The sequence below is a fragment of the Marinomonas fungiae genome, assembly GCF_001418205.1.
In the GTDB taxonomy this organism is placed as follows: Bacteria; Pseudomonadota; Gammaproteobacteria; order Pseudomonadales; family Marinomonadaceae; genus Marinomonas; species Marinomonas fungiae.
In genome coordinates this window covers 32,699-57,424 of the sequence record NZ_LIQF01000014.1, presented here as the reverse complement: position 1 = coordinate 57,424, position 24,726 = coordinate 32,699, and the positions used below count along the sequence as shown (strand labels likewise).

Here is a 24,726-nt window from a genome sequence, read left to right as displayed (position 1 = left end):
TTAACATTTGCTTTTTGGAGTTTTACTTGAAAAATCCAATTATTGAACTATCTGAATTAGCCTTTCACTGGCAGCATTGTTCATTGTCTGACGATGTTTTAAGGGCTACCCGGCGAGTATTATTAGATTGGTATGCAACAACATTACCGGGCGCAATAAGAAGTCCTTGTACTGAATTAAAAGATGTTCTAGACAAAGGGGTAGGTAAAGCTTATTCCTATGTGGATAGTGATTATGTTTCGGCAAGTTATGCTGCTTTCATCAATGGGGTGGCCAGTCACACTGTAGAGTTCGATGATATTTTCAAAGACGGCGGCTATCATCCAGGTAGCCCGACTATTTCGGCCGCGCTTGCGGTTGCTCAGCAAGAAGCCGTTTCGCTTGACGTTTTACATCGCTCCATTATTGCAGGCTATGAAGTAGGGTGCCGCTTAGCATTGGCTATCCAGCCAGCGCATTATAAGTATTGGCACACAACTTCGACCGTGGGCACGATTGGTGCTGCTGTGGCAACTGTAATGTTGGCATCAGGAACTCAAGAGCAGATCATGCACGCCATAGGCATTGCTAGTAGTTTTGCTGGCGGACATCAAGCTAATCTACAAGGGAAAGGCATGACAAAAGCACTACATGCAGGTCATGCGGCTCAAGCTGGAATTCTAGCGGGCAAGTCAGCATTGGCGGGTGTAGAAACCTCCATTGATAGCTTGAGTGGATTGTATGGCTGGGCCAATGCGACGACTGAGGCGACGGTAAATTGGGATAAAGCCTTTGATGGCATGTACGACTGGACTCCTATCACTAGAATGACCATCAAGAATCATGGTTGTTGTGGGCATATATTCCCAGCTATTGATGGAGTTGGACATGTTTTGAAAAAGTACCAACTTACTTATGCTGATATTCAATCCATAGATGTGTACGGGTACGATGCAACCAAAAAAATGTGTGATCGTCCCTTCCCAGATGATGCCCAGCAGGCTCGTTTTAGTTTGCAGTATTGCGTCGCGGTTCACTGTTTGACGGGTAAAGCTCGTCTGCATGCTTTTAGTGAAGAAACTTTACAGCGCCAAGATATTCGGGAGTTTGCGAAACGGATTAAGGTTCACCGAGATGAAGGCCTGAGTGCTTTATACCCTAGTGTGAGATCGGCAAAAGTGATCATTACTTTGAGCAATGGAAGCCTGATTGAGCATCATCAGAAAACTCGTAAAGGAGATCCTGAAGATCCTCTCAGTGATGCGGAGTTAGTGGAGAAATACCGAGAGTTAACACAAGGCATACTTACTGAAAGTCAACAAATTCTGTTAGAGGATAGCGTATTAAATTCAGAGGATGTTCCCATTGCTATATTCCGTTTTTAGGATGTCCTAACGAAAGTATAAGTACCTCTATTAACACTCGTTAGTTTAGAGTGCTTTGATTTTTGTCTGCTTAGGCGGATAGCTTCAATGTCATATCATTTTGTCAGGAACCTGAGGCGGGCTTTCTAATGAATATAAGCTCGCAATGAGGGAAAACTTTCCGAAAAGTGATTGGTGTTTGATCTTGTTAACAAACGGAGTTTATTAACATAGGAGATATCTGTAGGGGCGTTCTTCAAGCATGAGGCTATTATAAAAATCCCCGCACGAAGGCGAGGATTTTATTATCAAGCCTGAGACGCCCAAGGGCGTCTTTTTGTTTCTTAAATTTATATCAATCGTTTGAAGTGGCTAGTTCGTTACGAATAATTTCAGCCCCAGCGCTAAGTGCTTGGAGCTTGCCGCGAGCCACTTCGCGTGAAAGAGGGGCCATGCCACAATTGGTGCATGGGTAAAGCTTGTCAGCATCCACGTATTTCAGGGCTTCTCGAAGTGTGGTCGCTACTTCTTCAGGTGTTTCGATGGTATTGGTGGCGACGTCGATGGCGCCGACCATGATTTTTTTGCCTCGGACTAACTCCATCAGCTCCATGGGTACATGTGAGTTGTGACACTCCAACGAGATAATGTCGATATTAGACGCTTGTAGTTTAGGGAAAATCTCTTCGTACTGACGCCATTCCGAGCCTAATGTTTTCTTCCAGTCTGTATTAGCCTTGATGCCGTAGCCATAGCAAATATGCACCGCGGTCTCACATTTGAGACCTTCAATGGCGCGCTCTAGACAGGCAATCCCCCAATCATTCACTTCTTCAAAGAAGACATTAAACGCTGGCTCATCAAACTGGATGATATCCACGCCCACGGCTTCGAGCTCTTTCGCTTCCTGATTAAGAATCTTGGCGAATTCCCAAGCGAGCTTTTCACGACTGTGGTAATGGTCGTCATACAGGGTATCAACCATCGTCATAGGGCCCGGTAGCGCCCATTTGATCGGTTGTTTGGTTTGTTGGCGTAAGAACTTAGCATCCTCGACAAAGACAGGTTTTTGTCGTGATACTTCGCTTACGACCACTGGCACGCTAGCGTCGTAGCGATCACGGATCTTCACGGTTTTACGATTTGCGAAATCGACACCGTTGAGGTGCTCGATAAAGGTCGTAACAAAATGCTGGCGCGTTTGTTCGCCATCGCTAACGATGTCTGTTCCGGCAAGACTTTGCTCTTGTAATGCCACGCGCAGAGCGTCTTGCTTGGCTGCAATCAGTTCATCGCCAGCAAGTTTCCATGGCGACCACAGTGTTTCGGGTTCTGCTAGCCAAGAAGGTTTTGGCAGGCTGCCAGCGGTAGAAGTCGGGAGTAATGTTTTCATAATGAGTAGCTCTTTTCCTTATCGATTTTTAAAGGGCAATATTTCTGGACCATTGTTCAAGAATTGTTTGATAAGGTTTAATAAAGTGCTCCTCAGTAAACTTTCCTTGTTTTGCAGCTAATTGGCTGCGCTCTTCGCGGTCATATTGAATCTGTGTTAACGAGTGATCAGGATGTTTTAGGCTAGGTTTAAAGCGCTCACCCGCTGCTGCATTGGCATTGTAGATCTCTGGGCGATAGATCTTCTGGAAAGTCTCCATGGTACTGATCGTGCCAATCAGCTCTAAATTGGTGTAATCGTTTAATAGGTTACCGTAGAAGTAAAACGCTAGCGGTGCCGCACTGTTGGCAGGCATAAAGTAGCGCACCTGCAGCCCCATTTTCTTAAAGTAAGCTTCGGTCAGCGATGATTCATTAGGCACATACTCGTAGCCAAGAATAGGGTGCTTGTTTTCCGTGCGTTGGTAGGTTTTGGTTTCTGACACACTTAAGCAAATAACGGGCAACTTTTTAAAGTTTGTCTTGTAAACGTCAGAGCGCACAAAGTGCTGGAAGATCTTGCCATGCAACGCGCCAAAGTCTTCAGGGACGCTAAAGTCGGTCTGACCTTTATTGTGCTCAGGCAGTACCACACTAAAATCATAGTCGCGCACATAGGATGAGAAGTTATTGCCAATCAGTCCATCGATACGTTCATTGGTTTGCTGATCAATAATCGTGGTTTTTAGCACTTCTATACTAGGAAAAGTTTCGCCTTTGCCTTCAATGTCGATGTCAACCGACACGATATCAAGCTCAAGGGCATAACGGTTGCCAGTAGGGTTGTCCCAATGAGCCAGCGTATTAAAGCGGTTATTCATCATACTCAAAGTATCTCGCAAGTTTTGCTGGCGACGCTCACCTCGCGCTAGGTTAGCGAAGTTGGTGGTGATGCGTGTTTTTGCTGAAGGTTGGTAGTCTTCGTCAAAGCGAATTTTCGAAATTGAGTAAGTAAATTCGTGGCTCATAGTGATCTGTCATCCTATCTTGTTGGGAGGGACTCCCGGTTTGTCCTTGCCTGCTTGGGGGTTCTCCCAAGTGGCTTAACAGCAACGATGTATAAGGGCACTGTATAGAATGATTTACTATGAGTAAAATTTGAGATATTCAGGTTTTGGTGAATTTATTTAATGTTTGTTTCTTGGACGAACTATTAAGCCTAACTTATTTCGACTAACACATGCTTTATCTGTGAATTGTTGCTGTGATAGCTTGTGCGTCATATTACAAAAATGTACAAGAGCGCTCTTAATGTTTCAAAACACAGTCTTGCTATGGTTGGCCCGCTGGATAGGCCCTAAAACCGCGTTGTTCATGGTGACAGTGGTCTGGGGTGGGACGTTTGTGGTGGTGAAATTTGGCATAACGCTAAGCTCTCCTATGTTTTTTGTCGCTTGCCGATTCCTGATGGCGTCGTTGGTCATTGGGATATTGTCATTCGAATCGCTAAGACGTACGACAAAAGCTGATCTGATTGCTGCAATAGCCATAGGGCTCTCTATTACTGCGGGCTATGGTTCTCAAACCGTGGGGATGCAATACATCACCAGTAGTGAGTCAGCATTTATTACGGCCCTTTATGTTCCTTTAGTGCCATTTATCTTGTTTTTGGTGTTCAAAAAAGTCCCGCATTACATGACGTGTATCGGAGCATTAGTGGCATTTATGGGATTAGTGGTGCTTTCTGGCGGTGGTTCCAGCTCACAATCCATGAACTTTGGTCACATCATTACCGCCCTAAGCACGATTGCTTTGGCCATTGAGATCATTCTGATTAGCCACTTTGCCCCAAGTGTTAACCTTAAAAATGTCACGATTTTGCAGCTGTTTTTTGCCGCTGTTTTTGCCTTTATCAGTATGCCAATCGTCGGGGAGACTGCGTTTCCTGATTTCTCTTGGGCGTTAGTGGGCATCATTGGTGGACTGAGTTTAGCCAGTGCTTGTATTCAGCTTACTATGAACTGGGCGCAACGCAGTGTGGATTCCTCTACCGCTGCTATTATTTATGCTGGCGAGCCTGTTTGGGCCGGCATCATTGGTCGCATTGCAGGAGAGCGCTTACCTGCAGTGGCAATGTTGGGCGGCGTGTTTGTAGTGTTAGGTCTGCTGATCAGTGAGTATCGACCAAGGCTAAGAAAGCGCTCAGTTGACTCCCTATAATTCTGCTATGGGACGCCTTACCTTTGGCAGTAAGATGTCCCCTATGCCTAAAAACTATTGGCAAGTATAGCCACCATCAATAACAACGGCTTGACCGGTGATGCCTTTCGCGGAGGCGCTGGTCAAATACAAGCAGTAGTCCGAGATCTCTTCCACATCCAATAATCGCTTTTGTGGCACCAAAGGCCAGATAACCTCTTCTAAAACTTCTTCTAGAGCGACACCGCGAGTGCTGGCTAAGTCTTTGAGCTGGTTGCGAACCAACGGGGTGTCCACGTAGCCTGGGCATAGTGCGTTGACCGTCACACCGTAATGAGCCGCTTCCAAAGCTGCAACTTTAGTAAGACCAATGACACCATGTTTTGCCGAGTTATAGCCCGCTTTTCCAGCGAAGCCGATTAGACCGTTGATTGACGCCATATTGATAATACGGCCAAAGCCTTGTTCCTTCATTAATGGCATTAGTTTCTTAATGGCAACAAACGGAGCAATTAGCATGATGTCGATTAACTGTCGATAGCGCTCAGTAGGGAACTCTTCAATCGGTGCCACATGTTGAATGCCTGCGTTGTTGATCAAAATGTCTACTTTGCCAAAGTGCTCAATGGCTCGATCCATCGCATTTTCAAAATGCACTTCATCCGTGACGTCACTCTGCAATAAACAAAGCTGTGTGGAGAAACGGGTCAGATCCCTAGCGACTTGATCCAAAGCAGTTTGGTTAAAGTCGATAATGGCAACATTGGCGCCTTGTTTAAGGAACGCTAGTGCGATTTCAAGGCCAATTCCACTGGCTGCGCCAGTAATTAAAACGGTTTTATGTTTCATAACGATTCTCTTAAATTAATTCCCATACATCGATTGAGGCAGCCACAGCACAATATCTGGGAAGTAAAACACCAAACTGACCGCTAAAAGCTGAATTAAAATAAATGGAATGACACCTTTGTAGATATCAAGAGTGGTGACATTTGGTGGTGCGACACCTTTTAGATAAAACAGTGAGAACCCGACCGGAGGCGTTAAGAAAGAGGTTTGTAATGCCAGCGCGAACAAAATCACAAACCACACCAAGTCAAAGCCCAACTCGACCACAACAGGACCGACTAATGGCAGTAAAATCAAACTGATTTCTAACCAATCTAGGAAGAAGCCTGCCACGAAGGTAATTAGCAAAATTACGATCACAATACCCGCCGCAGACAGCGGGATACTTTGCAGCATTTCACTGATGAACTCATCACCACCAAGGGTACGTAGCACCACAGCAAAGGCGGTTGCCCCTAGGAAGATGCCGAATACAAACGACGTAGTGACTGTGGTTCGACGACAAACATCGGCCAGCATTTCAAACGAAAAACGCTTATTCACGATCGCGAGCAGGGTGGCTCCCAAAGCACCAACGCCTGCTGCTTCGGTAGGAGAGACAATGCCTAGGAAAATAGAGCCAAGCACCGCTAAGATCAAGCCTAAAGGTGGTAATACCGCAAGCAAGGTTTCTTTGATAAGGCCCCAAGTAACAGGCGGTAAATCCGTGGGTAACTCACAAGATTTCGGGTTCAGAAATGCGCTAGAAATGACGTAAGCAATATACAAAAAGCCCAGCATCAGTCCTGGTATCAAGGCTCCCATAAAGAGGTTGCCAACAGAAAGCGACAGCTGATCCGCCATAATGATCAACATGATGCTAGGGGGGATCAAAATCCCCAATGTGCCAGAAGAGGCGACAATGCCACTGGCAAAGGATTTAGAATAGTTCTGTTGCAGCATGACAGGCATAGACAGCATCGCAAGCAGCACCACGGATGCACCTACGATGCCTGTGGAAGCGGCGAAAAGAATGCCAATCAAGATAACGGAAACGCCTAAACCACCACGAAAACGGCCAAACAGTCGAACAAAGTTGACCATTAACTTTTCGGCGACACCAGAGCGTTCCAGCATCAGTCCCATAAAGATAAACATGGGCAATGCCACGAGCACCCAATTACTCATTTGTGCGTAGATACGTTGCACAAAGGTGCCGTATATACGCCAATTGGTCATGTAGTAAGTGTCCCAATCAAGGTACTCGTAGCCAATGATACCTACGCAGCTAAAGACTACGGCTAACCCAGCCAAAATCCAGGCCACAGGAAAACCGGTGAAGATCAGGGCAATGAAGCTTCCTAGCATTGCCATAACGAGAATTTCATATGTTTCAAACATGTTTGGCTCCTACGCAGACGTTCGTGAATTGGGTTGACGTAGGAAGGCGAGACAGCGCAGCCAACGAGAAAATGCCGCTAATGCCAGCAATACAAATGCCACCACAATGGTCGATTTGATCAACCAGCGCATGGGTAATCCGCCGGGGGCAGAGGACACTTCATTCAGCTGATACGCCCGAGAAATAAAAGGAATGGCGTAATCAATGACGATAAAGCAAAACGGGAATAGCAGTAGAGTTAAGCCGATAAGCTCGATGATGGCCCGAGTACGTAACTGACTGTGCTCAACTAAGGCATCGACACGCACATGACCATCGTGGATCAAACAATAAGATAGGCCAATCATGAATCCCACGGCATAAAGGTGCCATTGCAATTCTTCTAATGCGATGAAGTTGACGCTGAAGAAATAACGCATCAAAGCGTTAGCTACGATCAACAGCATTAATAGAATCCAAACAAACGAAATGTTACGTCCAATGGTTTCGATAACTTGTTCAATGCGTCGGCTTAACGTTGTGTGTGGTAGGGCAGACCAAGTAGTGTCTGATAATTTTGCTTCGATCTCTTCCAGATCAAGGTGGTTATCATGATTCGACATACTAGAATTCCAAATCAGAAATGAGCGAACAAGGCCAGCGTAGGCTGGCCTCTTACAACGACGTTACACAGTGTTGTGTGGCTTAGTTATTGCCCCAATCACGCGGTAAGTAGCCGAATTTCTTCCATGAGCTGTGCTCTTTTTGGAATGCTTTCATAGAGGCGTAAATATCACCAAACGCTTTGTCGCTTGCTGAGCGACGAGCCATCACTTTTTGAGTCGCTTCTTCAAACGCCATTAGGATTTCTGGTGAGTACTGATGCAGTTGAACACCTTTTTTCTCAAAGTCGGATAACACAGCCCCTTGCATTGCTTCTGCTTTGGCGATAGACAACGTGTTTGCGGCCATACAGGTGTTCTCAATCAGTGATTGAGTCTGCTTGTTTAGGCCATTCCAGCTATCTAGGTTGATGTATAAGAATTGGTTTGTACTAGGTTGGTGCCAACCTGGAAGATAGTAGTGTTTGGCGACTTGATAGAAGCCAAGTTGCTGGTCCACGGTTGGGATTGAGAACTCAGTACCATCTAGAACACCTGTTTCAAGAGCCTGATAAAGTTCCCCGCCAGGTAAAACCGTTACCGACATCCCTAGCTCTGACATGATTTCTCCGCCCACACCAGCGGCGCGGAACTTAAGCCCTTTCATGTCATCGGGGGTGTTAATTTCATTTCGGTACCAGCCCGCTGCTTCTGGGCTGATGGTGCCACATAAAATAGGGTAAACATTATGTGGTTTGAAAAGGTCTTTAAGCATTTCATTACCACCATGGAAATACATCCATGCGGTGAATTCACTGGACTCTAAGCCAAAAGGTGTTGCGCCGAATAGTGCAGAAGCTGGCACCTGTCCCCATTCATAACCCATCCAAGAATAGCCCGCATCGATGGTGCCGCTGCTGACGTTTTCAAAAACGCCCAAGGCAGGAATCACGGTATTGGGTTCAAAGACTTGCAGTTTGACTCGACCGTCACTTGCGTCACTTAACATTTTGGAGACTTCTGGCATGGTGTCGCCAAGCGCCGTTAGAGTAGAAGAGAAGGACATCGGTACTTGCCAGCGAATCTTATCGAAGTCTGCATAAGTTGGGGCAGAAAGGGTAAGCGCAGACGCGCATGACAGTGCGATAAGAGTTTTCTTCATAATGAGATCCTATAGTTATTGTTGTTTTAGTGCCTGAATGCATTCCAATGCGGAGGCAATTATCTAGCAAGAATGTTTATATCAATAATGATGCCAAATATTAAAAATCATTATAAAACAGTTTTTTAGGTGGTTTTTTATGAGAGCTTTAGATTTTAGAAGAAGGTGCGGTCCGAGAAATCGGACGCTTTGTGATGGTTTGTTAGACAAAAAAGGAAATAAGAGCGTCCGAATAATCGGATAGTGTTCGGCTATTCGGACAAAATGCGTGATATTTTAGATTAGTTGGTGTTTGCTTAGCTTTTCATAGAAGGTGGATTTGCTAATGCCCAACTGTTTCGCAGCCAATGTACGATTACCAAAAGATTGACTAAGTGCTTGTTTGATTGCGTGTTTTTCAGCCCGATCCATTTGCTCTTTGAGAGTGCCTGTTGCTGCGTAGACGTTGCCATCATTATGTACAACGGAAAGCTCTGACTGCGTATGATCACGTAAATTAGCGGGCAAAAGTGACAAAGGGATTTTACGATCCCGTGCCGTGAAAAACGCCGCTTCCAAGATGTTTTCCAGCTCACGTATGTTACCAGGCCAATGATATTCCAACAGAGCAGTCATGGCTTGTGCTGTCAGCTTTGGTGCGCGACGACCAGTTCGACGTGACAAGGCTTGTAAGAAGTGCTCAGCTAATTTGGCAATGTCCTCTTGTCTTTCACGCAGTGGTGGCAGTGAGACATTGACGACATTAATGCGGTAATAAAGGTCTTCGCGAAATGTCCCTTCTTTGATCAGAGTTTCTAATGGGCGATGGGTGGCGGTAATCAAGCGGATATTGACGGGACTTGGTGATGTGCTGCCCACGGCCTCGACTTCTCGCTCTTGCAGAACGCGCAGTAGCTTCGCCTGCATAGATAAGGGCAAGTCGCCAATTTCATCCAAGAACAAAGTGCCGCCATGTGCCAACTGAAACTTACCCGCTTTACCGCCTTTTTTGGCCCCAGTAAATGCACCTTCTTCATAGCCGAACAGTTCACTTTCTAAAAGATTCTCAGGAATAGCAGCGCAGTTCACTTTAATAAACGGTGCATCGGCTCGCTCTGAAAGTTGGTGAATGGCATGAGCATAAAGCTCTTTCCCTGTCCCAGACTCGCCTCTTAACAGGACGGTGACATCGCCCGACGCGACTTGAGTAATGGTTTGATTCAATTCTTTAATGGCTTTGCTGTCGCCGACGATATCTGCCAAGCGGTAATGGCTGCTTGTGGGTAATTCTTGAGAGTTCTTCTCTTGTGCACGGAATTCATGCTCTGCAAGTAGCGCTTTAATATGACTGTTAATACGCTTCCACTCATAGGTGTCGTGGAAAATAACCGTACCCACAGCCCCGATGACTTTGCCTTGATCCGTAATCGGAAAACGACTGGCGATCATATTACTGCCACGTATTTTTTGGATGGATAGGCGCTCAGCTACACCTTTTTCAATGGTGATATGCATCCGCGTGTTTTCAATGACATCAGTGACTTTCTTTCCTTTGACCTCGTCCGCATTAACCCCTAAAAAGCGAGCGTATGGACGGTTCAGGAAGAAGATCCGCGCGTTGTGATCCACGACGACGACCCATTCTTCCAGGGCATCTAAAATGGTGCGATAGGTATCCGCCGCTTGGCGCAGTTTCGATGACTGTGATGTTTTCATGAGGCGGACTCACTCTGAGTAATCGGTTGAGTAAAAGCATCCATTAAGGTGTCGAGCATAGCGGCTGCGGCAATAGAGAGCATGGAGCGTGGCTTACAAATGACGCCAACCGTCCGTGCTATAGAAGGAGACGTAATGGGCCGTTCGACCACGTTCTGCTCGCGAATCTGTTGCCGGCACGTTGCAGGGACCACCGCCACGCCCATGCCTTCACTGACCATTCGAATCACAGTGGTCAATTGGTGGGCGTCAAAGGCAACAGTCAAATCAATATTGGCGTCTTTCAGTGTATTTTCAATCATCTTTCGGACACTGGAGGGGCGCTGTAGGGTAATGAAATTGTGTTGTAACAAAGCCGCCCAAGTGAGTTCTTGTTGGGAAGCCAGCGGATGGTGATTAGGAAGAATAGCAATAAATTCATCGTTATACAGAGGGTAAAACGTCAATCCTTCCGAATGCTGGGGCTCAAAGGTGACACCCAGTTCAACACTGTTGTTGGCAACCCGTTCCACCACGATATCCGAGAGCACATCGTCTATGGCGATTTGAATATTTGGAAAGCGCTGATGGTACTGCTGAATCGCTTTAGGGAGTAATGAGCCAGCGAATGAAGGCATGGCCGCGATAGAGATTTTTCCCATTTGCAGTGCAAAGCGTTGCTTCATTTCGTCTTCTGCGTCTTGCCATTGTGCTAACAAGCGTTTGGCAATCGGAACTAGGGCATCCCCTTCGGGGGTCAAAGCAATGGTTCGAGTTGTACGGGTGAGTAGCTTCCCTCCCAGTGCTTCTTCAAGCCCTTTGATAGCAAGGCTTAGGGCTGGTTGAGATAAGTGTAGCTGATTGGCGGCTTGAGCAAAGCTTAACGACTCTGCGACGGACAAGAAGGCCTTCACTTGTTTGATATTCATTTGTTTTTCTTATTAATAAATATGAAAAATAAAATTAATTAATCTTTACCAATAAGTCAAACTGTTTGCCGTACATCCCAGACAGCATTAATCACACAATAATAATTAGGAGTGGCGTGATGGCGGGTTTTGACAAAGTAGTCGTATCCTACGAAGAGGCCATGTCAGGTCTAGAAGATGGCATGACCATCATTGCCGGTGGCTTTGGCCTCTGTGGCATTCCAGAAAATCTCATCGCAGAAATCAAGCGTCGCCAAACCAAAGGCCTCACCGTTGTATCGAACAACTGTGGCGTAGATGGCTTTGGTTTAGGCATTTTATTAGAAGATAAGCAGATCAAAAAAATGATCGCGTCTTATGTGGGGGAAAACGCATTGTTCGAGCAGCAACTGCTGAACGGTGAGTTGGAAGTCGACCTCACTCCTCAAGGTACCTTAGCAGAAAAAATGCGTGCAGGGGGGGCTGGGATCCCAGCTTTCTACACGGCAACAGGTGTTGGTACACCCGTCGCCGAAGGCAAAGAAACGCGTTGCTTTCATGATAGAGAATACCTTTTAGAAGAGTCCATCATCGGAGACTTTGCCATTGTGAAGGGCTGGAAGGCCGACCGCTTTGGTAATGTGATCTACCGTCATACAGCACAAAACTTTAATCCACTCGCGGCAACGGCAGGCAAGATCACCGTGGTTGAAGTCGAAGAGATTGTCGAAGTGGGCGAACTTGAGCCGTCTCAAATCCACACACCAGGTATTTATGTGGATCGCGTCATCCAAGGCTCATTTGAGAAACGCATTGAAAAAGTCACCGTTCGTTCTTAACGGTTTCTCCTAATCCAACAATAATAAGAGGTTGCTATGGCTCTTTCACGAGAACAAATGGCGCAGCGCGTGGCTCAAGAACTGCGCGACGGTTTTTACGTAAATTTGGGTATCGGCATTCCAACGTTGGTGGCGAACTATGTCCCTGAAGGTATGGATGTCATGTTGCAGTCAGAGAATGGTTTGCTAGGTATGGGGGCTTTTCCGACGGAAGAGACCTTAGACGCTGACATGATCAATGCGGGCAAGCAAACTGTGACAGCAGTGGCGGGCGCTTCGATTTTCTCATCAGCTGAATCCTTTGCCATGATTCGAGGTGGTCACGTGGACTTAACCGTGTTGGGAGCTTTTGAAGTGGATGTAAACGGTAACATCGCTTCGTGGATGATCCCTAATAAACTAGTGAAAGGAATGGGCGGCGCCATGGATCTAGTGGCTGGCGCAGACAACATTATTGTCACCATGACTCACGCCTCTAAAAGTGGCGAATCAAAGCTACTGTCTAACTGTTCTTTACCATTGACGGGTAAAGGCTGCATCAAGAAAGTCTTAACCGATCTGGCTTGGTTGGAAATCGAAAATGGCTGTTTCGTTCTAAAAGAGCGTGCGCCAGGGGTTTCCATTGACGAAATCAAAGAGAAAACGGCGGGTGAATTAATCGTTCCTGATTATGTTCCGGAAATGACGTTCGCATAAGGCTTGAAATCCCGTTTGGTACGGGGTCATTCAACGCCGTTATCATTCTTATGATCATGGTTTAAGACAAGAGGAATCCATTATGAAAGCGGTAATCGTGGCAGCAGGGCGAAGTGCAATCGGGGCTTACCAAGGGGCGCTATCGCCATTGAGTGCGGTAGACATTGGTACTCAAGTGTTACAGGGCTTATTAGACAAGCAGCCTTCGTTAGCACAACACATTGATGAGGTGATACTTGGTCAAGTGTTAACCGCAGGCTGTGGCCAAAACCCTGCACGTCAAACGACTTTAAACGCTGGACTTGGGAATCATGTTTCAGCGATGACCATCAATATGGTCTGTGGCTCAGGCTTGAAAGCGGTTCAGCTTGCGGCCCAGGCAGTACTTAATGGCGGTGCAAAAATGGTGGTCGCAGGTGGTCAAGAAAGCATGAGCCAAGCACCTCATGTATTGCCGCAAAGTCGCACGGGCAAAAAAATGGGCCATTGGTCAATGTTAGACACCATGATCACTGATGGCTTGTGGGATGCTTTCCACGATTACCATATGGGGCAGACCGCGGAAAACATTGCGGATCAATGGCAAATCAGTCGTGCTCAACAAGATGACTTCGCAGCAAGTTCACAGCAAAAAGCGGCCAAAGCTCAAGAAACAGGGCGTTTTCAGGATGAGATCATTCCTATCACCATTCCGCAGCGTAAAAGCTCACCTCTTGTCATTGCAGAAGATGAGCAGATTCGTCCTTACACTACGGCTGAGTCTCTCGCGAAATTGCGTCCAGCCTTTACTAAAGAAGGCAGTGTGACCGCGGGTAATGCCTCCACTTTGAACGATGGCGCTGCCATGGTTGTGGTGACCACAGATGAAGAAGCGAAGCGTCTAGGTCTGCCAGTGCTAGCCACCATTGAATCTTCTGCAACCTCAGGTGTTGATCCGAAAATTATGGGCACAGGCCCCATTACTGCCACCCAAAAAGCGATGCAAAAAGCACAGTGGCAAGTTGCGGATTTAGATTTGGTTGAAGCTAATGAAGCCTTCGCTGTACAAGCGCTGTGCGTGGGCCAAGAGCTAGGGCTCAACCCTGAACGAGTCAACGTCAATGGCGGTGCGATTGCCTTAGGCCATCCGATCGGTGCCTCTGGATGTCGCGTATTGGTGTCACTTATTCATGAAATGCAGAAACAAAAAGCTGAAAAAGGATTGGCAACTTTGTGCATCGGCGGAGGCATGGGCGTTGCCATGTTGATCAGTCAATCACACTGAGTTCGTTCAGTAAAAACAAGTGGTAAAAATAGGGCCACAAGCCCTACCTAAAATAACTATAAAATCGGGAAACATATGTCTCATTCAATGACTCAGAAAACTGCTTTACAACGGATAAGCTACTTCTTCGTAACGCTATTACAACGTTACTTACCTGATCCATTCATTTTTGCGATTGTCCTAACACTGGTGGTGTTCGCATTGGTGATGCCCAGTACTGGGCAAGGCCCTGTACAAGTAGTTGAAGCTTGGGCAGGTGGCTTTTGGAAGCTGCTAAGTTTCTCTATGCAAATGGCTATGGTTGTGGTGACAGGTCATGCTATGGCCAGCGCACCTGCGTTTAAACGCAAATTGGCGATTATGGCTAGTATTGCCAAAACACCAGGCCAAGCCATCGTATTGGTGACAGTAGTTAGTGCCATTGCCTGCTGGGTTAACTGGGGTTTTGGCTTAGTTGTTGGTGCCATTTTTGCCCGTGAGCTTGCCGCTAAAATACGCGGTGTGGATTACCGTCTATTAATTGCCTCTGCATACAGTGGTTTCTTGTTTTGGCACGCGGGTTTGTCGGGCTCGATTCCATTGGCAATCGCAGGTGGCGCAAACATTGAAACAGTAACGAATGGCGCAGTGACCGCGGCGATCCCAACGTCTGAGACGATTTTTTCACCGATGAACATCACTATATTGCTGGTGATGTTGGTGACCATTCCGCTATTAAACCGTTTAATGCATCCTGCGCCGCAAGACACGATTGAATTCGATACCTCAGAATTACTAGAGTCAAATGACTCTGAGTCGATTGATAAAGCGTCTATGACACCTGCAGAGCGCATGGAAAATAGCCGTGTGCTTTCTGGTTTAATCGGTCTAATGGGCTACGTGTTTGTCGTGTACTACTTTATCCAGAACGGCTTTGCACTGAACCTAAATATCGTGAACTTCACCTTTTTGTTCAGTGCCATCTTGTTGCATGGCACACCAAAAAGCTTACTAAACGCTGTATCCGATGGCGCGAAAAACTGCTCTGGCATCCTACTGCAATTCCCATTCTATGCAGGGATTATGGGTATGATGACAGCAGTCGGGAGTTCTGGTGACAGCTTAGCAAGTCTTATTTCTCAAGGCTTTGTGGCGATTTCCAATGAAACCACTTTCCCACTATTTACCTTTCTAAGTGCTGGCATTGTGAACTTCTTTGTACCATCTGGTGGTGGTCAATGGGCAGTGCAAGCACCGGTCATGATGCCGGCTGGTGCTGAGTTAGGTGTGGATGCCGCGAAAACCGCCATGGCAATAGCGTGGGGTGATGCTTGGACCAACATGATCCAGCCTTTCTGGGCACTGCCTGCCTTAGCCATCGCAGGGCTTGGAGCAAAAGATGTGATGGGCTACTGCCTACTCGCTCTACTAGGTTCCGGCGTCATCATTGGTCTAGGTTTAATGATTTTCTAACGAAGTTATTCCGCTCCTTCGTTAAGCAAGCGCCCGAGAAATAGGGCGTTTTTTTTATTTGGACGGTATCTTTGAATGGAATAGCAAGGGGGAAGGGAAGCCACCCTTGCTTGGCTTCCCTGGTTTTTGTCTTCAAGACAAATGGTTGATGGTGCTCAGCCAAGGAGGGCTTTTTGACGAGTTCTACGGCGTTTGCTAGCAAATTCGGTATTGACGAATGAAAGCTGCTTCATGATCAGTAGGAGTTGTTGTCTTAAGTTGGCGAGATTGTCTCATGGTACCGACTTAATCTCATGTCCCTAAGCTTCTTATATGTTCTTACCACTTAAATACTGCCACACAATATCTGAAACCACTTGGCTCATAATTTCTAGGTCTAAAGATAGCCCTGTAACCGTAATGGTATAGCCTTCGAAGTAGGGCAGGAATATCGCTGTTGCCATTTGTGCGGATGAAGTATCTAGGGCAATGAGGCGCCATTTCTCACTGAGTGTGTCTGCAACTTCTTGGTAATAATGATCTATATATTCTTGGATCTCAGGGTTTTTACTGGCGATGGCCCAGTACTCTTTGAAAATTCGACACATATCTGATGTTTCATGGGCTTGCGTTAAGAAGCTTCGAATAAAAGGCTCTAGTTCATCTTGATGCTTTAGGCTTGGCTGCTGTTTCAGGTCATCTAGGCATTGGCGTAAGTAGCGGTCTGCAATGGCTGTAAGCAAAGTGTTCTTGTTTTTGAAGTAGTACTGGACGTTGCTTAACGAGAGTTGGGCAAGTGTCGCCACCTTACGCATGCTAATGCCGTGATCGCCTTCCGTTTTCAGTAATTCTGTTGCGACATCAAGAATGATATTCGCGGTGTCTATTTTTTTTGGCATGTTCATGGCCTTTTTGCACAGTCTTTTTATAAATAGGTTTGACATTTTAGGTCGATCGACCTAAATTTACAAAATTAGGTCGGTTGACCTAATCTTAGTTTTGTGCTCAATACATTAAATGGACTAAATGAATGCTATGAAAATTCTTAATCTTGTATTTCACCCTGATTTAACCCATTCGAGAAATAATCAAACTTGGAAGTCGCAATTTGAAGCCTCAGGTAAGGTCGCGACTAGTCGTGATCTATACAGTGAGTATCCGGACTTTCAGATAGATGTGAAGAAGGAACAAGCGCTATTGTTGGAGCATGACCGTATTGTGCTGCAATTCCCAATGTATTGGTATTCAATGCCGCCGTTGCTAAAGAAGTGGTTGGACGACGTGTTCACTCACGGTTTTGCTTATGGAGTGGGTGGCGATAAGTTGCGCGCAAAAGATTTACAGCTAGTGGTGTCTGTTGGTGGTCGACAAGAATTTTACACGGGCTTTGATATTTTTACCTCTGTGCCAGACTTGTTGCGACCGTTTCAAATGACGGCGAATTTAACACAGATGAACTATTTGCCACCGGAATACATGTTCAATTCGGATGCTGCTAGTGAAGGCATTATTCAGGCATTTGGAGAGCGCTTGGTTGAGGTGATTGATAATCCAAAACGCTCCGATGCGCGACAGTATCTTTATGAAAGTATGGATCTAGCATCTCTATAAATGTGTCATCGTGGGGCCTTGCTATGAGAGTGGCCCCTTTTGCTAGTTAAAAAGCTTTTGCACGTCTTTGTAAACAGCTGGTCGTCCGGTAGCGCTAATAGAAGCGATAATAAAGACGGCTTGGGCGCTAAGCTGATTAGTATTGTCTATAAAGATAGATTGAGTAAACTTTGACTTGAATTTACTTATTGGCTCGCATTGGCTTTCAACGCGAACAGTCATACCGCTTTTTAAAGGAAGCTTGTAGTCAACTTCAGCACGCATGACGACCAAATGAATCCCATCGCGGGTGATGTCAGCGAAATCTAAACCTTTTGATTTGATAAAAGTGTGACGAGCGTGTTCCAAATAATTTTGGTAAACCGCATTGTTCACGATGCCTTGCATGTCACATTCGTAATCACGCACTTCAAGTAAGGTAATGTGTTGAGGGGAGTCCATAAGTTAAATAGTCTATCCAGATTAACGACTGGCCGTTCGGTTGCGACCCTGACGTTTGGCATTATCCAGATAACCACCTGCACGAGCAATTAGGTTGTTGGGGCTTTCTTGACCGATAATGGTGGCGACGCCAAACGAAACTTTGATTTGCTCAATGATACCTTGGCCAGAGCGACTCTTAAAACGTTGCTTGTTTAAGTGGAGACGTAATTCTTCAGCATACTTAATGGCAAAATCCAATGTGGCTTCATGTAGAATGATGGCAAAGCTGCCACCCTCTAGACGTGCAAGGGTCGAGTTAGCGAGTTTCTTGCTGCTTAATATCCGGCTAATATGGCAGATCAGGGCTGTTCCAGCACGGCGACCGAACTCGTGATTGATCTCTTTTAAATGATCTATATCCATAATTAACAAGGATAAATCATCTTCAGAATCTGGAATTAAGCTATAAAGTTGACGTTCAAGTCCTCGTTGATTGAGCAGTTGCGTTAGCGGATCAAGGTCGGCGTTGTTCTTAATCTCATTAAGTTCGGCCTTAAGTTTCAGTACTTCAGCATTGACTTGACTAAGGGCCTGAGAAAAGCTCTCTACCTCTTCCAGTGCTTTTTTAGTGCTGTGGTCTAGGTAATGGATAACCTTGTCTAAATGCTTTTGACGATCAGCGCGACTAAGCACATGGCGACTTTTGTCCATGGCTGACTGCAGGGCCACCAAGTTTTCCGTCATGTTGTGAGTTTCATTGGAGACAGTGTTGATGAACTCTTCGAGTTTTTCTTTGTGCTGACTATTAAAGCGAGCTTCTTCTGACACCAGAAATTGGTGGAAAAGCTCTTTAGAAATGAAGCTTGGTAGACTGCCTAAGCGACCAATCGTCGAGTCGACCAATTGGTTAAGCTTAGGAGTTGATTGACGCACATATTCGTACCAAATACCGTAGTTGTAGGGCGTCGGTGCGATGTCCATTTTTCGCATCAGAGGTACTGCTTGCTGTAGCAACGCATGAGCTTGGCGTGGACTGTCGGGGTGCATTCAAACCTCATTAGTGAATTTGTATTCATATGAATTTAACAACACTGATTGAAAAATCAAAACAAAAATCATTGATTTACCGAAGTTTTTTGTGTGCAAACTGTATCGCCAAGCTGTCTAGAAAAGATTATGTAAGATTTTGTAAATTATCCACCAGCAATTTTTGCCTTAATCCCTTGGCTTTCAAGGAAGGTTTTAATCTTTTCCCGTTGATCCCCTTGGATTTCAACTGTGCCGTCTTTGACGGAGCCGCCCACACCACAATGATTTTTTAATTTCTTGCCGATAACTTTTAATTCCTCGGCCGTCATCGCTAGATCTTTAACTAAAGTCACACCTTTTCCTTTGCGTCCTTTAGTTTCTAGTTGAATTTTTACATTGCCTGAGCCCAAAACTTTTGAGCTGTCGTTGCAAATGCAGTCATCTAGACTGTTTTCACACTCGGGGCAAATTCGACCTTGATCAGTCGAGTAGACAAGCTTGTTCTTCATAAAATGCTCTTAATCGAAGGTTTGTGTTCTTAACGTGTGGAGTAAAGTGCTCATGTCCTCTGGCAGCGACGCCGAAATGTTCAGGCGCTCTTGGCTGACAGGATGTGTAAAGGATAGGTTTTCTGCATGCAGCATTAAGCGCAGATTTTCCGACCAATGGTCGCGCATGGCTTGGTTATGATGGCGACAGCCGTAGCGTGTATCACCTAATAAAGGGTGGAATATATGCTTAAAATGACGGCGAATTTGATGGGTTCGCCCCTGCTCAGGCTTGACGCTAACAAGACTTAAGCGCATTTGTTCATATCGGCTTACTGGAACAGGAATTTGAAACGTTTCTAGCGTAGAAAAATGGCTGATAGCTTCTTTTTCCGTGCCTTCAATTTTGAAACGAGCACGGCCTTTTTCTTCGTTCAATTTAGCTAAGGGGTAATCAATGACGCCTTCGGGTTGAGTGTGTCCACGGACAATCGCAAGATAGTTTTTATCGGTTGTGCGCGCCATAAATTGCTCCCCCAAGCGGCGACAAACTGTTTCATTGAGTGCCATCACCAGTACGCCAGAGGTGGCTCTGTCTAAGCGGTGAATAGGGTAGACCCAGCGTCCTAATTGTTCATTAAGGCGTTGCACCACAGCGTCCTGTTCATGTTTGGCTAAGTCAGTGCGATGGACAAGCAGTCCGCTGGGTTTATTGACGACGACCAAATCGTCGTCAATATGAAGGATTTCTAGGCTCATTTGATCTGTTGTTCGATAAAAGACGTCATATTATCACAAGCAATCTGAAGAAGGCGTGCCATCGATGACTCACTGGCCCATGCTACATGTGGCGTTAGAATGAAGTTTGGCAAATGCGCGATGGATTGGAGTATGTGATCCATTGGCATTGGTTCAACTGTCGCAACATCAAAGCCCGCACCTGCAATACGCTTTGTTTTAATGGCGTCCACTAAATCTTCTTCATTGACCAATCCACCACGCCCAGTGTTAATCAAAATAGCGGTGGGTTTCATGATCGCGAAAACGTCTTTGTCGATCACATCGCGTGTTGTGTCCGTTAGAGGGCAGTGCAAACTGATCACATCAGCCGCTTGGATCGCTTGATTAAACTCGGTGTAACCGTCTCGCACCGTATCTGCATTTCGGTGTTCGGCAAAAATGACGTGCATACCAAACGCGCGGGCAATTTCCGCCACGCGATTGCCTAAGGAGCCTTTACCAAGTAAACACAAGGTACTGTTTGCAAGGTCATTCAAAGGAAAATCGAGAAAGCCGAAAAACTCAGACTCAGCCCAGCGACCTTGCTTTATCGCCTCACGGTAGCGGGTTAAGTTACGGCGCAGCTCTAGCATCATGGCGAAGGTATGTTCCGGCACGCTAACCGTTGAGTAGCCTGCCACATTTTGCACTGTGATCCCTAAATCTTTACAAGCCTTTAGGTCTACGTTATTGGTGCCTGTAGCCATGACTTGGACGAGTTTTAGATGTGGGCATTGTTGCAAGGTATTGCGTGATAATACCACCTTGTTAGTCATTACGATGTCAGCATGTTGGATGCGTTCCAGAACATTCTCGTCACTTGAGTTATGGAAAAACTGTGTTTCTGACACGCCATCAGGCATTGGGATAGGTGTGTCTTCTGGAAATGATCCGCGATCCAAAAATACCGCTTTCATCGTAAGTCCTTATGGTAGATTGAGCAGGGGCAGCAAAGTAGGTGCGATGTTCTCAAGCACGACTGGCTGGCCGTCAGCGTTGGGATGTAAGCCATCATTTTGCATCAGAGTGCTATCAAGTGCCACGTTTTCTAGCATAAAAGGCACATAAGCCAATTGATATTCCTTGGCTAACTCGCTGTAAACATTAAAGAATTGAGTGGTATAGGTGCGGCCGTAGTTGCTTGGCAAATGATTTCCCACCAACAGTACCTTGGCGCCAGTTTGCTGAGATTGGTCAATCATGTGAGCGAGGTTTTGCTTCATTTGATTGAGCGGATAACCTCGTAAGCCGTCGTTTGCACCTAGCTCAAGGACAACCCATTTGGGCTGATGTGTTTCTAATAACTTAGGTAAACGAGATAAGCCGCCTTGCGTGGTTTCCCCACTGATGCTGGCATTGACCACGTTGACATCGGGGTGGCTGCGATTTAATTGTTGACTCAGTAAACTAACCCAACCTTGTTGCTGTCTTAGATTATAAGCAGCACTCAAACTGTCCCCAAACACCAATAGAGTATTGGCATGGGCATTAGTAAGAAGTGACAAGAAACACAGCAGTACAACACATACTTTAGACATCATAGGCAACCTATTTATGCAAGACACGGACACTATGTCGGCTTTGACAATAGAAAAGCTTAACCATTCCGTTACAACAAGCAACGGGAAATTGGATATTCTCAAAGGAATCAATCTGCACATCAAGGATGGTGAATCCGTTGCCATCGTCGGTGCATCGGGCTCTGGTAAATCCACCTTGCTAGGTTTGATGGCTGGTTTAGATCAGCATAGCCAAGGCAGCATTCGCCTATACGGGGAGGCGTTGGAGTCTCTGGATGAAGAAGGACGAGCAGTACTTCGCGGTCGTTATGTCGGTTTTATTTTCCAGTCGTTTCATTTACTACCCAGTTTAACGGCACTAGAAAACGTTATGTTGCCTAACGAGCTAAAAGGCAACCGTAAGGCCGATGACCGAGCGCGAGAATTGTTGCAGAAAGTGGGCTTATCCCATCGTATGGATCATTATCCGCGCCAACTATCGGGTGGAGAACAGCAGCGTGTGGCCATTGCGCGAGCCTTTGCCTCGGCACCAAAGATTTTGTTTGCGGATGAACCCACCGGTAACTTAGACGGAAAAAACGGTATTTTAGTGGAAGATTTACTGTTCGACTTGAACAAGCAGCAGGGTACTACGCTAGTGGTTGTCACCCATAACCCAGAGCTGGCTGGACGTTGCGATCGACAAATCGAAATTCACGATGGCGAGCTTAAGGAGTCCTAATGTTTGCATGGCGCTTATTGATTAGGGAATTCAAGACAGGCGATGTGCTGACGTTGCTGATGGCCTTGGTGTTGTCGGTCGCCACTGTGACCGGCATCGGGCTGTTTGTGGATCGTTTACAACAATCGTTTGAAGTGCAGTCTGCCAACTTATTGGGAGCGGATCGCAGTGTACGTCGCGATGATCCTGTGCCGCAGGCGTGGATCGAGCAAGCCCAAGATATGAGCTTAGAAACCGCGCAAACGGCGTCTTTTTCTTCCATGGTGTTTGGTGGGGAAGGACTGCATTTAGCTCAGGTCACAGCAGTATCTAATAACTATCCCTTGCGTGGCGAATTTATTACCGACCAAGCTTTGTTTGGTACTGGGGAAGCCAGTTCACAAGCCCCAGCATCGGGTGAAATTTGGCTATCTTCCCGTTTAGCGAGTTTGCTGTCTGTGGAGCTTGGACAAACCGTACGCGTTGGTGAAGCGCCTTTAACCGTGACGAAATATTTGGTACGCGATCCAGGCAGCGCCACGTCAGCGTTTTCGATTGCTCCACGGGCAATTATGAATGAGCAAGATTTGTCTGCCACGGAAGTGATTATCCCTGGCGCGCGTGTGCGTTATGCCTTCTTATATGCTGGTGGCGCTGATGAGCTGGAGCAGTTCGATAACATTCTAGCGCCGCAATTAGGTGAAGGTGAGCGTATTCGCACACCGATCGAACGTGGAGAACGCGTCGGTAATACGGTAAATCGAGCAGAGTCTTTTTTATTGTTGGCGGGAACCTTAGCGGTGGTGATGTCGGGCGTGGCCATGGCGCTTGCCTCTGCACGCTATGTTAAACGTCATTTAACTCAATTCGCGGTGATGAAAACCATGGGGGCAACACCTCAACGTTTGGTGCGCTTGATGGTGTTTCAAGTGACCCTTATTACCTTGCTCGGCATTGTCTTGGGTTCAGCGTTAGGCTATTTAATTCAAGGGCTGATTGCAGACTTATTATCTTCGTTGATGAGCGCGGCTTTACCAGCGCCGACACTTATGAAGCTTTGGTTAGGGGCGGCCACCGCGATCATCTCGATTCTAGCGTTTTGTGCGCCTTTATTAGCCCGTCTAGTCAGTGTGCCGCCGCTGCGAGTATTGCAGCCAAGTGCTGGTTTACAGGTTCGCTCTTCTTCCTTGTTTTTATTCGGCCTGATTGGCATGTACGCTCTGATGGTGATCTACGCGGGTGGCTGGCGTTTGCCCAGCATTGTTATGGTTGGTTTAGCCATTGTGACTGGCTTGGTGTTTCTTGTGGGGTGGGGGCTATTCTCCATTAGTCGCCGGTTGTCGAAGCAATCTACCACAGGCTGGCAGGTGGGACTTGCTGCCTTGCATCGACGCTTAGTGTCGAATCTGTTCCAACTATTAGTGTTTACCTTGATCATCATGCTCAGTTTAATACTGGTCGGTGTGCAGAGTAACTTGATTCGAGATTGGCAAGCGCAAATTCCCGAAAATACACCGAATCATTACTTATTTAATGTGCAAGAAGCACAGGTGACAGGCATAAAAACCTATACCACCGACAATGATATTGCTGCGTCCGATTGGTTTCCGATGGTGCGTGGACGCGTGATTGCCATCAATGGTGAGGACGTTGAAAAGCTTTTTCCAGATCAACGTAATGAACCTGAAATCGTTGAGCGCGAAATGAATCTGACCTGGGCTAATGAAATCGGTTCTGGCTCTACAGTGATCGAAGGTGACTTTGCTGCCGAGGGCATTTCAATCGAACAAAAAGCAGCGATTGAGGCGGGTGTTGTCATAGGTGATGAGCTAACCATCAGTATTGGTGGTTTGGATTACACCTTACCGATTACCTCAATACGCACGGTGGATTGGCAAAGTATGCAACCAAATTTCTATTTGATCTTGCCGCAGTCCGTATTGTCGGATTATCAAGCTAACTACGTCAGCAGCGTTTTTCTTAATGAAAATAATGCGGCCGATTTCTATCGCTTTATGGCGAATTACCCAACCGTATCTATGTTGAATATTGGAGAGCTTCTCAAACAGGTGCAGGACATTATTGCTCAATTAGCGAATGCCCTAAAAATCGTGTTGGCGTTTATCTTAGGTGCGGGTGCTTTGGTGCTGATGGCCAGTGTACGCTCAACCCTTGATGAACGTTTAGAAGAAGGTGCTTTACTGCGTACTTTGGGGGCGACCAAGAAAATTGTTCGCCAAGCGTTATTGATTGAGTTTGGTGCGCTTGGGCTGTTTGCAGGCTTAATAGGCGCACTAGGCGCAGAGCTTGCGTTGGTGGGTTTACAGCACTTTGTGTTTGATATGGAAGTGACTATACACCCGCAATTATGGCTGGTTGGCCCATTGGCTGGCTGGGGAATTGTGACAATTATAGGTGTATTTGCGAGCCGAGCTGTGCTAAAAGTGCCGCCCATTCGTTTATTAAGATCTATCTAA

Annotated in this window: 24 protein-coding genes; 9 read left to right on the top strand and 15 right to left on the bottom strand. The window is 46.3% G+C overall.

Annotation, left to right across the window (positions count from 1 at the left end):
* The first annotated feature begins 26 nt into the window (after positions 1-26).
* The gene (locus ASC49_RS16525; RefSeq protein ID WP_072242157.1) at positions 27-1,364 is read left to right on the top strand and encodes an MmgE/PrpD family protein; all 1,338 of its coding nucleotides are present in this window, start codon (positions 27-29) and stop codon (positions 1,362-1,364) included.
* Positions 1,365-1,698: 334 nt separating this feature from the next.
* Here the strand turns inward: ASC49_RS16525 and ASC49_RS16520 are convergent, their stop codons facing one another.
* Positions 1,699-2,736 carry a methionine synthase gene (locus tag ASC49_RS16520; RefSeq protein ID WP_055464352.1) on the bottom strand — a complete coding sequence of 346 codons (1,038 nt, stop codon included), beginning with the start codon at positions 2,734-2,736 and terminating at the stop codon, positions 1,699-1,701.
* 28 nt (positions 2,737-2,764) lie between these two features.
* Positions 2,765-3,742 (bottom strand): DUF1852 domain-containing protein, encoded by a 978-nt coding sequence (locus ASC49_RS16515; RefSeq protein WP_055464351.1) that lies wholly within the window; start codon positions 3,740-3,742, stop codon positions 2,765-2,767.
* 283 nt (positions 3,743-4,025) lie between these two features.
* On the opposite strand from ASC49_RS16515, the gene ASC49_RS16510 reads away from it, so the two are divergent.
* Positions 4,026-4,934, top strand: a complete 909-nt coding sequence (locus ASC49_RS16510; protein WP_055464350.1) for a DMT family transporter — start codon at positions 4,026-4,028, stop codon at positions 4,932-4,934.
* 54 nt (positions 4,935-4,988) lie between these two features.
* Here the strand turns inward: ASC49_RS16510 and ASC49_RS16505 are convergent, their stop codons facing one another.
* The 6 genes from ASC49_RS16505 to ASC49_RS16480 all read right to left on the bottom strand — a co-directional run bounded on the left by ASC49_RS16505 (position 4,989) and on the right by ASC49_RS16480 (position 11,489).
* Positions 4,989-5,762, bottom strand: a complete 774-nt coding sequence (locus ASC49_RS16505) for a 3-hydroxybutyrate dehydrogenase (protein WP_055464349.1) — start codon at positions 5,760-5,762, stop codon at positions 4,989-4,991.
* Between the two features lie 15 nt (positions 5,763-5,777).
* Positions 5,778-7,142: a TRAP transporter large permease gene (locus ASC49_RS16500; protein ID WP_055464348.1), complete on the bottom strand. Its 1,365-nt coding sequence runs from the start codon at positions 7,140-7,142 to the stop codon at positions 5,778-5,780.
* A 9-nt stretch (positions 7,143-7,151) separates the two neighbouring features.
* Complete coding sequence (locus ASC49_RS16495; protein ID WP_055464347.1) at positions 7,152-7,745, bottom strand: TRAP transporter small permease subunit; 594 nt, start codon at positions 7,743-7,745, stop codon at positions 7,152-7,154.
* A gap of 82 nt (positions 7,746-7,827) precedes the next feature.
* The gene (locus ASC49_RS16490; RefSeq protein ID WP_055464346.1) at positions 7,828-8,886 is read right to left on the bottom strand and encodes a TRAP transporter substrate-binding protein; all 1,059 of its coding nucleotides are present in this window, start codon (positions 8,884-8,886) and stop codon (positions 7,828-7,830) included.
* 276 nt (positions 8,887-9,162) lie between these two features.
* On the bottom strand, positions 9,163-10,581 hold the full coding sequence (locus ASC49_RS16485) for a sigma-54 interaction domain-containing protein (protein ID WP_055464345.1): 1,419 nt from the start codon (positions 10,579-10,581) through the stop codon (positions 9,163-9,165).
* Positions 10,578-11,489, bottom strand: coding sequence for a LysR family transcriptional regulator (locus ASC49_RS16480; RefSeq protein WP_055464344.1), 912 nt, complete (start codon positions 11,487-11,489; stop codon positions 10,578-10,580). Before ASC49_RS16480 ends, ASC49_RS16485 begins: the two co-directional genes overlap by 4 nt.
* A gap of 119 nt (positions 11,490-11,608) precedes the next feature.
* On the opposite strand from ASC49_RS16480, the gene ASC49_RS16475 reads away from it, so the two are divergent.
* The 4 genes from ASC49_RS16475 to ASC49_RS16460 all read left to right on the top strand — a co-directional run bounded on the left by ASC49_RS16475 (position 11,609) and on the right by ASC49_RS16460 (position 15,719).
* The gene (locus ASC49_RS16475) at positions 11,609-12,307 is read left to right on the top strand and encodes a CoA transferase subunit A (RefSeq protein WP_055464343.1); all 699 of its coding nucleotides are present in this window, start codon (positions 11,609-11,611) and stop codon (positions 12,305-12,307) included.
* A 36-nt stretch (positions 12,308-12,343) separates the two neighbouring features.
* Complete coding sequence (locus tag ASC49_RS16470; RefSeq protein WP_055464342.1) at positions 12,344-13,003, top strand: CoA transferase subunit B; 660 nt, start codon at positions 12,344-12,346, stop codon at positions 13,001-13,003.
* A gap of 82 nt (positions 13,004-13,085) precedes the next feature.
* On the top strand, positions 13,086-14,267 hold the full coding sequence (locus tag ASC49_RS16465) for an acetyl-CoA C-acetyltransferase (protein WP_055464341.1): 1,182 nt from the start codon (positions 13,086-13,088) through the stop codon (positions 14,265-14,267).
* 75 nt (positions 14,268-14,342) lie between these two features.
* Positions 14,343-15,719, top strand: a complete 1,377-nt coding sequence (locus tag ASC49_RS16460) for a short-chain fatty acid transporter (RefSeq protein ID WP_055464340.1) — start codon at positions 14,343-14,345, stop codon at positions 15,717-15,719.
* A gap of 308 nt (positions 15,720-16,027) precedes the next feature.
* On the opposite strand, the gene ASC49_RS16455 is transcribed toward ASC49_RS16460, so the two are convergent.
* Positions 16,028-16,597 (bottom strand): TetR/AcrR family transcriptional regulator, encoded by a 570-nt coding sequence (locus ASC49_RS16455; RefSeq protein WP_055464339.1) that lies wholly within the window; start codon positions 16,595-16,597, stop codon positions 16,028-16,030.
* A gap of 136 nt (positions 16,598-16,733) precedes the next feature.
* On the opposite strand from ASC49_RS16455, the gene ASC49_RS16450 reads away from it, so the two are divergent.
* On the top strand, positions 16,734-17,309 hold the full coding sequence (locus tag ASC49_RS16450) for an NAD(P)H-dependent oxidoreductase (protein WP_162265219.1): 576 nt from the start codon (positions 16,734-16,736) through the stop codon (positions 17,307-17,309).
* Positions 17,310-17,351: 42 nt separating this feature from the next.
* Here the strand turns inward: ASC49_RS16450 and ASC49_RS16445 are convergent, their stop codons facing one another.
* The 6 genes from ASC49_RS16445 to ASC49_RS16420 all read right to left on the bottom strand — a co-directional run bounded on the left by ASC49_RS16445 (position 17,352) and on the right by ASC49_RS16420 (position 21,570).
* Entirely contained in the window at positions 17,352-17,750 is a 399-nt protein-coding gene (locus ASC49_RS16445) for an acyl-CoA thioesterase (RefSeq protein ID WP_055464337.1), read from the bottom strand.
* A 21-nt stretch (positions 17,751-17,771) separates the two neighbouring features.
* Positions 17,772-18,779, bottom strand: coding sequence for a GGDEF domain-containing protein (locus tag ASC49_RS16440; protein ID WP_055464336.1), 1,008 nt, complete (start codon positions 18,777-18,779; stop codon positions 17,772-17,774).
* 146 nt (positions 18,780-18,925) lie between these two features.
* Positions 18,926-19,270: a translation initiation factor gene (locus ASC49_RS16435; protein ID WP_055464335.1), complete on the bottom strand. Its 345-nt coding sequence runs from the start codon at positions 19,268-19,270 to the stop codon at positions 18,926-18,928.
* Positions 19,271-19,279: 9 nt separating this feature from the next.
* Complete coding sequence (locus tag ASC49_RS16430) at positions 19,280-20,008, bottom strand: RluA family pseudouridine synthase (protein ID WP_055464334.1); 729 nt, start codon at positions 20,006-20,008, stop codon at positions 19,280-19,282.
* Positions 20,005-20,946, bottom strand: coding sequence for a D-2-hydroxyacid dehydrogenase (locus ASC49_RS16425; protein WP_055464333.1), 942 nt, complete (start codon positions 20,944-20,946; stop codon positions 20,005-20,007). The genes ASC49_RS16430 and ASC49_RS16425 overlap by 4 nt, the downstream gene beginning before the upstream one ends.
* A 9-nt stretch (positions 20,947-20,955) precedes the next feature.
* Complete coding sequence (locus ASC49_RS16420; RefSeq protein ID WP_055464332.1) at positions 20,956-21,570, bottom strand: arylesterase; 615 nt, start codon at positions 21,568-21,570, stop codon at positions 20,956-20,958.
* A 13-nt stretch (positions 21,571-21,583) separates the two neighbouring features.
* On the opposite strand from ASC49_RS16420, the gene ASC49_RS16415 reads away from it, so the two are divergent.
* Both ASC49_RS16415 and ASC49_RS16410 read left to right on the top strand, forming a co-directional pair.
* Positions 21,584-22,270 (top strand): ABC transporter ATP-binding protein, encoded by a 687-nt coding sequence (locus ASC49_RS16415; protein ID WP_055464331.1) that lies wholly within the window; start codon positions 21,584-21,586, stop codon positions 22,268-22,270.
* Positions 22,270-24,726, top strand: coding sequence for an ABC transporter permease (locus tag ASC49_RS16410; protein WP_055464330.1), 2,457 nt, complete (start codon positions 22,270-22,272; stop codon positions 24,724-24,726). The genes ASC49_RS16415 and ASC49_RS16410 overlap by 1 nt, the downstream gene beginning before the upstream one ends.

Bases quoted from the DNA above. Each gene is read 5' to 3' on its own strand.
- ASC49_RS16475 (WP_055464343.1), top strand. From the start codon at position 11,609: ATGGCGGGTTTTGACAAAGTAGTCGTATCCTACGAAGAGGCCATGTCA.
- ASC49_RS16495 (WP_055464347.1), bottom strand. From the start codon at position 7,745: ATGTCGAATCATGATAACCACCTTGATCTGGAAGAGATCGAAGCAAAA.
- ASC49_RS16480 (WP_055464344.1), bottom strand. From the start codon at position 11,489: ATGAATATCAAACAAGTGAAGGCCTTCTTGTCCGTCGCAGAGTCGTTA.
- ASC49_RS16430 (WP_055464334.1), bottom strand. From the start codon at position 20,008: ATGAGCCTAGAAATCCTTCATATTGACGACGATTTGGTCGTCGTCAAT.
- ASC49_RS16440 (WP_055464336.1), bottom strand. From the start codon at position 18,779: ATGCACCCCGACAGTCCACGCCAAGCTCATGCGTTGCTACAGCAAGCA.
- ASC49_RS16415 (WP_055464331.1), top strand. From the start codon at position 21,584: ATGCAAGACACGGACACTATGTCGGCTTTGACAATAGAAAAGCTTAAC.
- ASC49_RS16420 (WP_055464332.1), bottom strand. From the start codon at position 21,570: ATGATGTCTAAAGTATGTGTTGTACTGCTGTGTTTCTTGTCACTTCTT.
- ASC49_RS16470 (WP_055464342.1), top strand. From the start codon at position 12,344: ATGGCTCTTTCACGAGAACAAATGGCGCAGCGCGTGGCTCAAGAACTG.
- ASC49_RS16435 (WP_055464335.1), bottom strand. From the start codon at position 19,270: ATGAAGAACAAGCTTGTCTACTCGACTGATCAAGGTCGAATTTGCCCC.
- ASC49_RS16505 (WP_055464349.1), bottom strand. From the start codon at position 5,762: ATGAAACATAAAACCGTTTTAATTACTGGCGCAGCCAGTGGAATTGGC.
- ASC49_RS16460 (WP_055464340.1), top strand. From the start codon at position 14,343: ATGTCTCATTCAATGACTCAGAAAACTGCTTTACAACGGATAAGCTAC.
- ASC49_RS16515 (WP_055464351.1), bottom strand. From the start codon at position 3,742: ATGAGCCACGAATTTACTTACTCAATTTCGAAAATTCGCTTTGACGAA.
- ASC49_RS16465 (WP_055464341.1), top strand. From the start codon at position 13,086: ATGAAAGCGGTAATCGTGGCAGCAGGGCGAAGTGCAATCGGGGCTTAC.
- ASC49_RS16425 (WP_055464333.1), bottom strand. From the start codon at position 20,946: ATGAAAGCGGTATTTTTGGATCGCGGATCATTTCCAGAAGACACACCT.
- ASC49_RS16410 (WP_055464330.1), top strand. From the start codon at position 22,270: ATGTTTGCATGGCGCTTATTGATTAGGGAATTCAAGACAGGCGATGTG.
- ASC49_RS16450 (WP_162265219.1), top strand. From the start codon at position 16,734: ATGAAAATTCTTAATCTTGTATTTCACCCTGATTTAACCCATTCGAGA.
- ASC49_RS16485 (WP_055464345.1), bottom strand. From the start codon at position 10,581: ATGAAAACATCACAGTCATCGAAACTGCGCCAAGCGGCGGATACCTAT.
- ASC49_RS16490 (WP_055464346.1), bottom strand. From the start codon at position 8,886: ATGAAGAAAACTCTTATCGCACTGTCATGCGCGTCTGCGCTTACCCTT.
- ASC49_RS16510 (WP_055464350.1), top strand. From the start codon at position 4,026: ATGTTTCAAAACACAGTCTTGCTATGGTTGGCCCGCTGGATAGGCCCT.
- ASC49_RS16520 (WP_055464352.1), bottom strand. From the start codon at position 2,736: ATGAAAACATTACTCCCGACTTCTACCGCTGGCAGCCTGCCAAAACCT.
- ASC49_RS16445 (WP_055464337.1), bottom strand. From the start codon at position 17,750: ATGGACTCCCCTCAACACATTACCTTACTTGAAGTGCGTGATTACGAA.
- ASC49_RS16500 (WP_055464348.1), bottom strand. From the start codon at position 7,142: ATGTTTGAAACATATGAAATTCTCGTTATGGCAATGCTAGGAAGCTTC.
- ASC49_RS16455 (WP_055464339.1), bottom strand. From the start codon at position 16,597: ATGCCAAAAAAAATAGACACCGCGAATATCATTCTTGATGTCGCAACA.